Here is a 12,792-nt window from a genome sequence, read left to right as displayed (position 1 = left end):
ATTTTCACCTGTAAAGCCAATATGCCGAGCGAGTGATTTTCCCCCCGCTGGCGAGATAGAGATTAAGGGCCGCGACGTTGCCCGTTTGAGTCGCGACATGCAAATGCGACAAACCCTTCGCCACACACCACTGCTTGGCGGCGGCCATCAACTGCTTGCCAATGCCGCAGGATTGCCACTCGGGCAGCACCGCCAGCAGGCCAATTCGCGCCTCGCCCGGCCCGAGTTCACGCAGTGAGACAAAGCCTTGTAAGTCACCCTGCGCGTTTTTAATCAGCAAACACTGATCATCAAAAGTGCCTCGCACGGCTTTCTCAGCCCACAGAGCGTAGAAACGCGCGCTATCCCCAGCTTGATACCAAGGGGCGCGGAAACGGCTGAGCGCGAAAGCGGCCGAGGCGGCGGCGGCGACGTGCGGGATGTCGGATTCACCAGCGGGGCTGGCAGCGCCGACCAAGGCGAGTTTGCTGCTGAGTGAGATGCGCACGTTAATCTCCCCTTCGGCAAACTGGAAACCGGCGGCCTGAAGCGCGCTCAGCAGAACCACGTCCTGCGCGTCGACCTTGGCCTGCACCAGCTGAAAGCCAGCTAAATCAGTAGCCTCAACAGGAGGCGAGCCAGAGTCAGCGTGAAACTTTGCCGTTCGCAGATGGAAAAACTCACTTTCCCATTCAAGAAATTCGAGCGTTCCACAAAGACTCATGCATACCTCCAGCCATAAAGATCAGCGCCAAACGCCTTTGGTATCAACAATCCATGACTGTTTAACCTGATCGGCGGGGATCGCTTTAAAGATTTTATGATCCACCAGCATCACCAGCAGATCGGCATGCTCCAGCGCATCTTCCAGCGAGTGCAGCGTGACTTTGTCGCTAAGCGACGCGGGAAGCTGATGCACGTGAGGCTCGACGGCCCAGGTCTCACCCGAGTGCCAGTCGGCAATCAGCTTGCTGACTTCCACCGCCGGGCTTTCGCGCAGGTCATCAATGTTAGGTTTGAAGGCCAAACCGAAGCAGGCAATTTTGATTTCAGACGCCCGTTTGCCAGTGGCGGTCAGGCAGTCGGCAAACTGGGATTTTACTCGGTCGACCACCCAGTGCGGTTTGCCGTCGTTAACTTCGCGCGCGGTGCGGATAAGCTTCGACTGCTCGGGGTTCTGCGCCACGATAAACCACGGGTCAACCGCGATACAGTGGCCGCCGACGCCCGGACCGGGCTGCAAAATATTGACGCGCGGATGGCGATTGGCCAGCGCGATAAGCTCCCAAACGTTAATGCCCTGCGCATCGCAAATCAGCGACAGCTCATTGGCGAAAGCGATATTGACGTCACGGAAGCTGTTTTCAGTCAGCTTGCACATCTCAGCGGTGCGCGAATTAGTCACCACGCACTCGCCCTGCAGGAAAATATTGTACAAATCGCAGGCGCGCTGGGAGCAAACGGCTGTCATTCCGCCGATAACGCGGTCGTTTTTAATGAGCTCAACCATCACCTGACCGGGCAGAACACGCTCTGGGCAGTAGGCGATATTGATATCCGCGCGATCGCTCTCTTGCTGTGGGAAAGTCAAATCAGGGCGGCACTCTGCCAGCCACTCGGCCATCTGCTCGGTGGTGCCCACCGGAGATGTTGACTCGAGGATAACCAAATCACCCTTTTTCAGCACTGGCGCAATGGAGCGTGCGGCGGCTTCAACATATTTCAAATCCGGCTGATGCTCGCCTTTAAACGGCGTTGGCACGGCAATCAAAAATGCGTCGGCAGGATAAGGGCGGATCGATGCTTCAAGGAAGCCCTCGTCAACGGCTTGCTTAACCAACGCGTCGAGGTCAGGCTCGACGATGTGGATGCCACCACGATTAATGGTATCGACGGCGTGCTGGTTGATGTCTACGCCAATGACTTTTTTCTGGCGCGAAGCGAAGGCCGCGGCGGTCGGCAGGCCGATGTAACCCAGCCCAATGACAGAAATCGTATGGAAGCTCATGGTGATACTCGATGATTCTTCAGTGCGTCAAGAATACGACGGCAAGCCTCGCCGTCGCCGTAAGGATTGTGTGCCCGGCTCATGCTTTGGTAGGCATTTTCGTCGTTGAGCAGGCGGGTCACCTCTTCGATCACTTTTTCCGTCTCGGTACCGACGAGTTTGACCGTGCCGGCGCTGACGGCCTCCGGCCGTTCAGTGGTTTCGCGCATGACTAACACGGGTTTGCCCAGCGACGGCGCCTCTTCCTGAATACCGCCAGAATCGGTGAGGATCAGGTAGGACTTATCCATCAAATAGACGAACGGCAGGTAGTCTTGAGGCTCAATCAGGATGACATTATCGATGTCATGCAGGATGCGATTAACCGGCTCACTCACATTCGGATTGAGGTGTACCGGATAGACAATCTGCACCTCAGGGTGCTTCAGCGCGATGTCGGCCAATGCGTTGCAAATCCGCTCAAAGCCGCCGCCAAAGCTCTCCCGGCGATGGCCGGTGACTAAGATAAGCTTCTTATTCTCATCAATAAACGGGTAGCGGGCCGCCAGTTGCTCAATCAGCGCCGCGTCGCCCTGCACGCGGTCACGTACCCACAGCAAAGCGTCGATAACCGTATTGCCGGTGACGAAGATGTCGTCAGCATCAATAGATTCACGCAGCAGATTAGCGCGGGAGGTCTCCGTCGGGGCGAAATGCCACTTCGCCAGATGGGCCGTCAGACGGCGATTCGCCTCTTCTGGCCACGGTGAAGAGAGGTCTCCGGTGCGCAGACCGGCTTCCACATGACCCACCGGGATCTGCTGGTAAAACGCGGCCAGACTGGCCGAGAACGTGGTAGTGGTATCGCCATGAACCAAGACGATATCCGGCTTAAAGTCTTGCAGAACGGGCTTTAAGCCTTTAAGAATGCGACTGGTGATTTCCGTCAGGTCTTGGCCTGGCTGCATTATATTGAGATCGTAATCAGGCACGATGCCGAACAAGTGCAACACTTGATCGAGCATTTCGCGATGCTGCGCCGTAACGCAGACTTTTGACTCAAAGGCATCATCCTGAGCCAATGCGTGCAGTAAAGGGGCCATTTTGATGGCCTCTGGTCGTGTGCCGAAGATGGTCAACACTTTCACAATGAGTCTCTCTTTTTCGGTTAGGCCGTGTGCGTTCCTACCGGCCAGACGCAAATATCGTCTTTATTAAATGAGTTACGCGGCTGTGCGGCTCCGGCGTTTCGCCAGTGCAATGCCAGCACCTACCAATGCCCCAACGGCACCCCACATGATCATCAGGAAAGCTCGACGCGGACTGTCGCGTTTCACCGGCTCTTCAGGGGTACGCAGGTAGCGGTAAGTCTGGAAATGGGCAGTCAAAGTAGGCCCAACATTTAAGGTCGCAAGCATGGCTCGGTTCTGGTCATAGTCGAGGTCATAGCTTGGTCCCGAGGCTTGCAATAATTCAGCGCGCGCCTTGAGCGTTGGCACGCCTAACAGGAACATGTCGGAATTCGGCAACTGCTCGGCCGGAGTATCTGTACGACTGCTATTAATGTTCTGTTGCTGGGCTATCTTCAGTGCTTGCTCGGCATTATTGGTTTGGCGCTGGAAAATAGACTGCGCGACGGCTTCCTGACGCTTAACCTGTGCTTTCATCGATTGAGTGCGGGCCGCCCATGCGCCTTGCAGCTCGTCAAACAGATGTTGCGCCGCGCGCTTGCTGGCGAAATTAACATATTCACGCAGCAGCTTATTGGCATCAGCTGAGGTTTCAGCGGTCAGCTTCACACTGTCGTTTGGCACTTTCACTGCATCTCTTGCCGTGAACTGGATGTCATTGATCATGTCATCTAGCAGGGCGGCATCGGCGTGGGCATCGCCCTCTTTACGCTGCTGATAATAAGGGCTGTGCAGCCAGAAATCGCGGCGGGTGTCGTAAGAAGCCAACTGCATGACGAACTCGCTGTAAGCATCGTCAGAAATCGAAGGCTGGGTACCCAAAGGCGCAACGGCATTGCGCGTGTCGAGATTGCGTAAAAACTGCGCCTGAGAGAAATAAGAAGAGAGGTTATTCACCGTTGGGCGGTCAGTGATCGCCGTCGAGCTCCACTCCTGTTTCATTAAATAGGAGGAACCCAACGCAATGAGTGCAAACAGCAGCGCAATACCTAAGATCCAAAACTTTCCGCCCCAAAGCGCACAACATAAGCCGCGAATATCCAGCTCATTATCGATGGATTGAACCTCGGTAACCTTCGTCTCTGCTTTCATCAAAGCTTTCAAACCTCTAAATAATGACTAATGGATGGCATCACTGTGCGTGGCGAAGACGTCTTTTCATCCGCTTCAACAGGCGAGCTACGCGCCACGCGCGTTTAATGCAGTAGCCGTAGAATAAAAATGCCAGCAGGAACAGTATCAACATTAACCATTCAGGTACAAACCCAAGGTGCTCGCCAATGACGCCTATCGCCGCCAACACTGCTGCTGCCAGAGTGATTAAAACAAATGCCTGCCGAGGGCTAAATCCTGCGCGCATTATAAGGTGGTGAATATGCTGCCTGTCTGGGGAGAAAGGGCTCATGCCTTTGCGCAGGCGGCGATACATGATGGCAATCATATCCATTAATGGGATTGCGATAATCCACAGCGCCGTCACCGGAGTCATTGGCGCAGCAACGCCCTGAGTGCTTTGCAGCAAAATCCAAATGGCGGTAAAGCCAATCAAGGTGCTGCCTGCATCGCCCATAAATACTTTATATCTTGGGCCAAACACACCGAGATTAAGCAATATATAGGGCAATGTTGCAGCAATCATGGAGAAGCACCACAGAGCCAGCTCCATATGGCCGCTCATGTACATGACTATGCCCATCGCGCCGAAGGTGACGCTCGATAGCCCGCCGAGCAGCCCGTCAATGCCATCGACCATGTTGAATGCGTTGATCGCCGCCCAGACCGCAAATAGCGTAATAGGGTAGCCAAACGGCCCCAGAACCATCGCCCAAGGCCCAATGATATGGCCTAAATCTTTCAGGATCAGCCCAGCGAAGTACATCATCACTATCGCGACCAATGCCTGAACTAACGCCCGAATTTTAATACTGATATCAAAGCGGTCATCCAATGCACCGACAAATACCAGCAATCCCGCGCATCCAAGATAGAGCGAGCTATGAGCAATGGGGTAATCAGTGATCAGGAAAGTGAAACAGATCCCAGCAAATACAGAGATCCCGCCCACCAGAGGAACTAACCCTTGGTGTTGTTTACGGTAATTAGGTTTATCAACTAAGCCGACTTTCTTGGCAACTTTGCGAGCCACAAATAAAAAGGCAAAAGAAAATAAGAAGATAATGAAGAGTTCAGTACTCATATTGAGTATGTTCACAGTAAACAGATCTCTGCAAAAAGATAAGGCTGCTCATGGCCAACGTCATAAAACCTCATAGCCTTAGGGTCATATCCTATGGTGACAGTTATGGTGTAAAAACCGATAAATATGTCTTTTCCTAATCGTCAGGCAGGATAGAGAAAGAGCCGCGGAAAGCCTATCGGCGCTTATCCTAAATGTTTCCTTTCTTACAAGTTGCCATATCGTAGCCGCCATAAACAAAAAACGCCACGGATTAGCGTGGCGTTAGGCGACTTTTACAACAAACTGACGTCAGTTTATGAACGTTTCATCATGTCGAAGAAATCATCATTGGTTTTGGTCATCGCAAGCTTGTTGATGAGGAACTCCATTGCATCGATTTCACCCATTGGATGGATGATTTTGCGCAGGATCCACATTTTTTGCAGCTCTTCAGAAGAGGTAAGTAACTCTTCTTTACGGGTACCAGAACGGTTGTAATCGATAGCCGGGAAGACGCGTTTCTCAGCGATTTTACGCGCGAGATGCAGTTCCATGTTGCCGGTACCTTTAAATTCTTCGTAGATAACTTCATCCATCTTAGAACCGGTATCAACCAACGCGGTAGCGATGATGGTCAGGCTGCCGCCCTCTTCCACGTTACGCGCTGCACCGAAGAAGCGTTTTGGACGGTGCAAGGCGTTGGCGTCCACACCACCGGTCAGCACTTTACCTGAAGCTGGAACCACGGTGTTGTAGGCACGAGCCAAACGCGTGATGGAGTCGAGCAAGATGATAACGTCTTTCTTGTGCTCAACCAGACGCTTAGCCTTCTCGATTACCATTTCTGCCACTTGCACGTGGCGAGATGCTGGCTCATCGAAGGTTGAAGCGATCACTTCGCCTTTAACCAGACGCTGCATCTCTGTGACTTCTTCCGGACGTTCGTCAATCAGCAGCACCATCAGTACGCAATCAGGATGGTTGTAAGCAATGCTGGTGGCGATATTTTGCAGCAACATCGTTTTACCGGCTTTCGGCGGTGCAACGATCAGGCCACGCTGGCCACGGCCAATTGGGGAAGCTAAGTCGAGTACGCGAGCGGTTAAATCTTCGGTGGAGCCGTTGCCGCGTTCCATACGCAAACGGGAGTTTGCATGTAACGGGGTTAAGTTTTCGAAAAGAATTTTACTGCGGGCATTTTCTGGTTTGTCGTAGTTAACTTCGTTAACTTTCAACAGGGCAAAATAACGTTCGCCTTCTTTAGGGGGACGAATTTTACCGGAAATAGTGTCTCCAGTACGGAGGTTGAAGCGGCGAATTTGGCTAGGAGAAACGTAGATGTCGTCGGGACCGGCGAGGTAGGAACTGTCTCCAGAGCGGAGGAAACCAAATCCATCCTGCAATATCTCCAGTACGCCATCACCGAAGATGTCTTCTCCGCTTTTCGCATGTTGCTTCAGGATTGAAAATATAATGTCTTGCTTGCGCATACGGGCTTGGTTTTCCAGCCCCATATTTTCGCCGAGTGCAATCAGGTCAGAGACCGGCGTGTTCTTTAATTCGGTAAGATTCATAATGGTGGGTTCTTAAACTCGGGGTATGTCTCGAACATCTGTCGTGAATGGGTATGGCAGGGTCATCCATGCCTGTTTGTGTAGGACACTCAATTAGCAGTTTCTGAATATAGGCCACAGGCAGTCGCACGCGGGCTATTCTAGATGGGCAGACTGATATTTGAAGGTGTCTTAAAGCCGATTTTGTCAAAACCGTTAGATTGTCAAAGCACAGTGCCGATTAAAGTTATTTTTATCAAAGCGACTTTATAGGTCTAGGCAGATGTTTTTGACACAGAGTAAAACGTTAGAATCAAACTACAGGTAAGCTCTATTTGCAGTGAGAGTAAACTTAACACGCTTATTGACAGGCGTCTAGCGGACAATATGAAAAACACGTCAGCCCGCTAAACACCTGGAGTGGGTCATCCCGACCGATTACAGATTTGCAGTCAGGAATTCTTTCAACTGACTTTTAGACAGTGCGCCAACCTTAGTTGCAGCGACTTCACCGTCTTTAAATAACAGCAGCGTAGGAATACCACGGATGCCGTATTTAGGTGCTGTACCTGGGTTTTCATCGATATTCAGCTTCGCGATGGTCAGTTTGCCTTCGAACTCAGTGGCAATCTCATCCAGAATCGGAGCGATCATTTTACAAGGACCACACCATTCAGCCCAGAAGTCGACCAGAACCGGCGCCGCGGCCTTCAATACATCATTGTCGAAACTGTCATCGGTCAGGTGAATAATTTTATCGCTCATGTTCTACTCCAAAGGATTATCTTTACCTTGTTGATGTAGCATTAACCAACATTAGGTTGACTTTATTTCACCGGATACGCTTTCGTAAAGCAATAGTTAGCTGATATTCTACCACACTATGAGCAAAACACACTTGACCGAACAGAAGTTTTCCGACTTCGCCCTGCACCCGCTTGCAGTTGAAGCCCTTGAAAAGAAAGGCTTTCATTACTGTACTCCTATTCAGGCATTGGCATTGCCAATCACGCTCGCTGGGCGTGATGTTGCAGGTCAGGCGCAAACCGGTACCGGCAAGACGCTGGCTTTTCTAGCGTCTACTTTCCATTATCTGCTTTCTAACCCGGCTGCTGAAGGTCGTCAGACCAATCAGCCACGTGCCTTAATCATGGCACCGACCCGCGAATTAGCAGTGCAAATTCACTCGGACGCCGAAGCGCTTTCCGAGTCCACCGGTTTGAAACTGGGGCTAGCCTATGGCGGCGACGGTTACGACAAACAATTAAAAGTATTGGAAAGTGGCGTTGATATCCTCATCGGCACCACCGGCCGCTTGATTGATTACGCCAAGCAAAACTACATCGACTTAAGCGCCATTCAGGTGGTAGTTCTCGATGAAGCTGACCGTATGTTCGATCTGGGCTTTATCAAAGACATTCGCTGGTTGTTCCGCCGCATGCCGCCGGCTAACCAACGCCTTAACATGCTGTTCTCAGCAACCCTTTCCTATCGTGTGAAAGAGCTGGCGTTCGAAAATATGAATAACGCCGAGTCGATTGAAATCGAACCGGAGCAGAAGACGGGTCACCGTATTCAAGAAGAGCTGTTCTACCCTTCAAATGAAGAAAAAATGCGCCTGCTGCAGACGCTGATTGAAGAAGAATGGCCAGATCGCTGCATCATCTTCGCCAACACCAAGCATCGCTGTGAAGACGTCTGGGGCCATCTGGCTGCCGATGGTCATCGCGTAGGTTTGTTGACAGGTGATGTGCCGCAGAAGAAACGCCTGCGCGTATTGGAAGATTTCACAGCGGGTACGCTGGATATTCTGGTCGCCACCGACGTTGCTGCGCGCGGTTTGCACATCCCAGCGGTTACGCACGTATTCAACTACGACTTGCCTGACGACTGCGAAGACTACGTTCACCGTATTGGCCGTACCGGCCGTGCTGGCTTAAGTGGTCACTCCATCAGTCTGGCGTGCGAAGAATATGCGCTGAACCTGACCGCGATTGAAACTTACACCGGACACAGTATTCCGGTCAGCAAATACAATAGCGATGCCCTGTTGACTGACTTGCCTGCACCAAAACGTTTGGCCCGTTCCCGTACTGGAAACAACGGTCAGCGTCGCAACAGCAACTCTTCATCACGCCGCAGCAGCGCGCCTCGCAATAATAACCGTAAACGCACGGGCTGATTTACTATGCTGAGCTCCACCTCATTATATGCCGCAATCGATTTAGGCTCGAACAGCTTTCACATGCTGGTTGTCCGTGAGGTGGCAGGCAGCATTCAGACGCTGGCGAAGATAAAACGCAAAGTCCGTCTGGCCGCCGGTCTTGATAAAGACAATCTGCTGTCTCAAGAAGCGATGCAGCGCGGCTGGCAATGCCTGAAGCTGTTTTCAGAACGCCTTCAGGATATCCCACGCGATCAGATTCGCGTGGTTGCCACGGCGACCTTGCGTTTGGCGAGCAACGCGGATGAGTTCCTGCAAAAAGCGCAGGAAATTCTCGGTTGCCCGGTACAGGTTATTGCAGGTGAAGAAGAAGCACGCCTGATTTATCACGGCGTAGCACACACTACCGGCGGTCCCGACCAGCGTTTAGTGGTTGATATCGGCGGCGGCAGCACGGAATTAGTCACCGGAACGGGCGCACAGGCCACGGCACTCATCAGCTTATCGATGGGCTGCGTCACTTGGCTTGAACGCTACTTCGGCGACCGTAACCTGGGTAAAGAGAATTTCGAGAAAGCGGAACAAGCCGCGCTCGACATGATAACCCCGGTTGCACCTCGGCTCTTGGCCAACGGCTGGCAGATTTGTGTTGGCGCGTCAGGCACCGTTCAGGCGTTGCAGGAAATCATGGTGGCTCAGGGCATGGATGAGCGCATCACCCTCGCCAAGCTGCAACAGCTGAAACAGCGCGCGATTCACTGCGGCAAGCTTGAAGAACTCGAGATTGAAGGCTTAACGCTGGAACGTGCTCTGGTCTTCCCAAGCGGCCTGTCGATTCTTATCGCCATCTTCAAAGCCCTAAATATCGAAACCATGACCCTCGCTGGCGGCGCGCTGCGCGAAGGTTTGGTTTATGGCATGCTGCACTTGCCTATCGAGCAAGATATTCGCCAGCGCACCCTACGCAACCTCCAGCGTCGCTATCTGCTAGACAGCGAACAGGCTAACCGCGTGGCGCAGCTGGCCGAAAACTTCTCGCTGCAAGTCGCCAGTGGCTGGCAGCTTGATGCCCGCGCACGAGAGCTGCTGAACAGCGCCTGCCTGATCCATGAAATTGGCCTCAGCGTCGACTTCAGGCAAGCTCCGCATCATGCCGCGTATTTGATTCGCCATTTGGATTTACCGGGCTTTACTCCGGCCCAGAAAAAGCTGCTGGCAACCCTGTTGCAGAACCAGAGTCAGGCGTTAGATTTGCCTCTGCTCAGCCAGCAAAACGCCGTGCCACCGCGTCAGGCCCAGCGTTTATGCCGCATCTTGCGACTGGCGATCATCTTTGCCAGCCGCCGTCGTGATGACACCCTTCCCGCCGTGCGCCTGCGCGCCAACGAGGACGATTTGAACGTCATTGTCCCTCACGGTTGGCTGGAGCAGCATCCACTGCGGGCAGAAGAGTTAGAGCAGGAGAGCCATTGGCAGAGCTACGCCCATTGGCCGTTGTTCATCGAAGAGAGCGGTAAACCCGCGGTTTGATTGGCTTTAAGTGACTTAAGTAGTAAAGGCGACCCTAGGTCGCCTTTTTTGTTGCTGCATTGGCTGCGCGCGGCTATTTCTTGGCGTTTGCCAACTGAGCGCGAATTTTCTCCAGATGGCTCTGTCCTTTGACCATCCGCTCCTGCGCGCTGACCACTTTACGCTCGGTTTCCCACTCAAGATCATCCTGTGGAAGCTCCAACAGGAAACGGCTCGGCTCGGGGCGGATCAGCTCGCCGTACTGACGGCGTTCGCGGCACAAAGTGAAGATCAGCTCTTTCTGCGCACGGGTGATCCCCACATAAGCAAGGCGGCGCTCTTCATCCACGTTGTCTTCATCGATGCTGCTCTGGTGAGGCAGCAGCCCTTCTTCCATCCCAACTAAAAAGACGTAGGGGAATTCCAGACCTTTCGAAGCATGCAGGGTCATCAGTTGAACCTGATCCAGCTCTTCATCACTTTCGCCACGCTCCATCATGTCTCGCAAGGTAAAGCGCGTCACCACCTGAGTCAGGGTCATAGGTTCGTCGAGATCGGTGCCTTCGAGCATTTCCGTCATCCAGCTAAACAGCTGGTTAACGTTTTTCATGCGCATTTCGGCGGCCTTCGGGCTAGGCGAGGTTTCAAACAACCAGCTTTCATAATCCACGCCGTGGATTAAGTCGCGCACGGCGGCCACCGGCTCTCTCTCAACGCGTTCGGCGATGGTCCCCATCCAATGGGTGAAACGTTGCAATGATTCCAGCCCGCGGCCAGTAAGATACTGGCTCAGCCCCATGTCGAAGCTGGCTTTAAACAGGCCCTTGTTGCGCTGATTTGCCCACTCACCCAGCTTCTGCAATGTCGCAGCACCAATCTCACGGCGCGGCGTATTTACAATGCGCAAGAAGGCGCTGTCGTCGTCAGGGTTGGTCAGCACCCGTAAATAAGCCAGCAGGTCTTTAATTTCAGGACGCGAGAAGAACGACGTGCCGCCGGAGATGCGATAAGGAATGCGGTTTTGCATCAGCATCTTTTCAAACAGCCGCGACTGGTGGTTACCACGGTACAAAATGGCGTAGTCACCATAGTCAGTCTTGTTCATGAAGTGATGAGCAATCAGCTCCCCCACCACTCTTTCCGCCTCGTGATCTTCGTTATTGGCAGTAATGACTTTCAGCGCTTCGCCATAGCCCAGCTCGGAGAACAGACGCTTCTCGAAAACGTGCGGGTTATTGGCAATCAGGATGTTGGCGGCTTTCAGAATGCGCTGCGACGAGCGATAGTTTTGCTCCAGCTTAATGACTTGCAGCGCCGGGAAATCCTCTTTGAGCAGCACCAGATTCTGCGGACGCGCACCGCGCCAAGAGTAAATCGACTGGTCGTCGTCCCCTACCACGGTGAATCGAGCACGGCTGCCCACCAGCAATTTCACCATCATGTACTGGCTGGTGTTGGTGTCCTGATATTCATCCACCAGCAGGTAGCGCAGCTTGTTCTGCCAGCGTTCGCGTACCTCTTCATTGCGTTGCAGCAGCAGGGTCGGCAGCAAAATCAAATCATCAAAATCGAGAATGTTACAGGCGCGCATGTGGTCATGATAAAGGCTGTAGCAGAGCGCGAAGATCTTATCGCGCTCCGATCGTGCCAGATCGGCGGCGCGCGCCGGATCAACCAGATCGTTCTTCCAGTTGGAGATCGTCGAGATCAGCTGTTGCAGCAGCGTTTTGTCTTGCTCAAGCCACTTCTCACTCAGCTCTTTGAGCAGCGCCAGCTGGTCCTGATCATCGAACAGCGAGAAATTGGACTTCATGCCCAGCGCGGCATACTCCTTTTTGATGATCTCCAGACCCAAGGTGTGGAAGGTTGAAATCATCAGCCCGCGTGCTTCTTTACGACCCAGCGTTTGCGCCACACGCTCTTTCATCTCACGCGCGGCTTTATTGGTAAATGTCACGGCGGCAATGTGACGAGCCTGATACCCACATTGACGGATCAAGTGTGCGATTTTATTGGTGATCACCCTGGTTTTACCGGAACCAGCGCCGGCCAGAACCAAGCAAGGTCCGGTTACGAATTCGACGGCGTTTTGTTGACTAGGGTTTAATCGCATGACCTGTTTTTGCTCACTTGATGGACAAGGAGGGCGATTGTAGCAGAAAGGGAAGCTGAGATTGACTGGCTTTAGCGCCCAATTTACATCTATGGAACACAGGCTGGATTCCACTTGG

The 12,792-nt window shown here is 52.9% G+C and carries 10 protein-coding genes; 2 read left to right on the top strand and 8 right to left on the bottom strand.

Annotation, left to right across the window (positions count from 1 at the left end; genetic code table 11):
* Positions 1-4: 4 nt before the first annotated feature.
* The 7 genes from rffC to trxA all read right to left on the bottom strand — a co-directional run bounded on the left by rffC (position 5) and on the right by trxA (position 7,653).
* On the bottom strand, positions 5-703 hold the full coding sequence (gene rffC, locus GEAM_RS19040; protein WP_034794755.1) for a dTDP-4-amino-4,6-dideoxy-D-galactose acyltransferase: 699 nt from the start codon (positions 701-703) through the stop codon (positions 5-7).
* Positions 704-724: 21 nt separating this feature from the next.
* Entirely contained in the window at positions 725-1,987 is a 1,263-nt protein-coding gene (gene wecC / locus GEAM_RS19035; protein ID WP_034794752.1) for a UDP-N-acetyl-D-mannosamine dehydrogenase, read from the bottom strand.
* Entirely contained in the window at positions 1,984-3,114 is a 1,131-nt protein-coding gene (gene wecB / locus GEAM_RS19030) for a non-hydrolyzing UDP-N-acetylglucosamine 2-epimerase (RefSeq protein WP_034794749.1), read from the bottom strand. The genes wecC and wecB overlap by 4 nt, the downstream gene beginning before the upstream one ends.
* Positions 3,115-3,189: 75 nt before the next feature.
* Positions 3,190-4,248 (bottom strand): ECA polysaccharide chain length modulation protein, encoded by a 1,059-nt coding sequence (gene wzzE, locus GEAM_RS19025; RefSeq protein WP_128124604.1) that lies wholly within the window; start codon positions 4,246-4,248, stop codon positions 3,190-3,192.
* 40 nt (positions 4,249-4,288) lie between these two features.
* On the bottom strand, positions 4,289-5,368 hold the full coding sequence (gene wecA, locus GEAM_RS19020) for a UDP-N-acetylglucosamine--undecaprenyl-phosphate N-acetylglucosaminephosphotransferase (RefSeq protein WP_100935205.1): 1,080 nt from the start codon (positions 5,366-5,368) through the stop codon (positions 4,289-4,291).
* Positions 5,369-5,649: 281 nt separating this feature from the next.
* Positions 5,650-6,909 carry a transcription termination factor Rho gene (gene rho, locus GEAM_RS19015; RefSeq protein WP_034794739.1) on the bottom strand — a complete coding sequence of 420 codons (1,260 nt, stop codon included), beginning with the start codon at positions 6,907-6,909 and terminating at the stop codon, positions 5,650-5,652.
* 417 nt (positions 6,910-7,326) lie between these two features.
* Positions 7,327-7,653 carry a thioredoxin TrxA gene (gene trxA, locus GEAM_RS19010; protein WP_034794736.1) on the bottom strand — a complete coding sequence of 109 codons (327 nt, stop codon included), beginning with the start codon at positions 7,651-7,653 and terminating at the stop codon, positions 7,327-7,329.
* Positions 7,654-7,771: 118 nt separating this feature from the next.
* Between trxA and rhlB the strand changes: the two genes are divergently transcribed.
* Positions 7,772-9,070, top strand: a complete 1,299-nt coding sequence (gene rhlB, locus GEAM_RS19005; protein ID WP_034794733.1) for an ATP-dependent RNA helicase RhlB — start codon at positions 7,772-7,774, stop codon at positions 9,068-9,070.
* A 6-nt stretch (positions 9,071-9,076) separates the two neighbouring features.
* Complete coding sequence (gene gppA / locus GEAM_RS19000) at positions 9,077-10,582, top strand: guanosine-5'-triphosphate,3'-diphosphate diphosphatase (protein ID WP_034794730.1); 1,506 nt, start codon at positions 9,077-9,079, stop codon at positions 10,580-10,582.
* 73 nt (positions 10,583-10,655) lie between these two features.
* Here gppA and rep read toward each other — a convergent pair whose 3' ends face one another.
* Positions 10,656-12,674, bottom strand: coding sequence for a DNA helicase Rep (rep, locus tag GEAM_RS18995; RefSeq protein WP_034794727.1), 2,019 nt, complete (start codon positions 12,672-12,674; stop codon positions 10,656-10,658).
* Positions 12,675-12,792: the final 118 nt, after the last annotated feature.

It is taken from the genome of Ewingella americana ATCC 33852 (assembly GCF_000735345.1).
GTDB lineage: Bacteria > Pseudomonadota > Gammaproteobacteria > Enterobacterales > Enterobacteriaceae > Ewingella > Ewingella americana.
This window is presented reverse-complemented; position numbering and strand designations above follow the sequence as displayed.

Excerpts from the sequence above, each read along its gene's own strand:
- rffC (WP_034794755.1), bottom strand. The coding sequence starts at position 703 with ATGAGTCTTTGTGGAACGCTCGAATTTCTTGAATGGGAAAGTGAGTTT.
- wecC (WP_034794752.1), bottom strand. The coding sequence starts at position 1,987 with ATGAGCTTCCATACGATTTCTGTCATTGGGCTGGGTTACATCGGCCTG.
- wzzE (WP_128124604.1), bottom strand. The coding sequence starts at position 4,248 with ATGAAAGCAGAGACGAAGGTTACCGAGGTTCAATCCATCGATAATGAG.
- rho (WP_034794739.1), bottom strand. The coding sequence starts at position 6,909 with ATGAATCTTACCGAATTAAAGAACACGCCGGTCTCTGACCTGATTGCA.
- trxA (WP_034794736.1), bottom strand. The coding sequence starts at position 7,653 with ATGAGCGATAAAATTATTCACCTGACCGATGACAGTTTCGACAATGAT.
- rhlB (WP_034794733.1), top strand. The coding sequence starts at position 7,772 with ATGAGCAAAACACACTTGACCGAACAGAAGTTTTCCGACTTCGCCCTG.
- gppA (WP_034794730.1), top strand. The coding sequence starts at position 9,077 with ATGCTGAGCTCCACCTCATTATATGCCGCAATCGATTTAGGCTCGAAC.
- rep (WP_034794727.1), bottom strand. The coding sequence starts at position 12,674 with ATGCGATTAAACCCTAGTCAACAAAACGCCGTCGAATTCGTAACCGGA.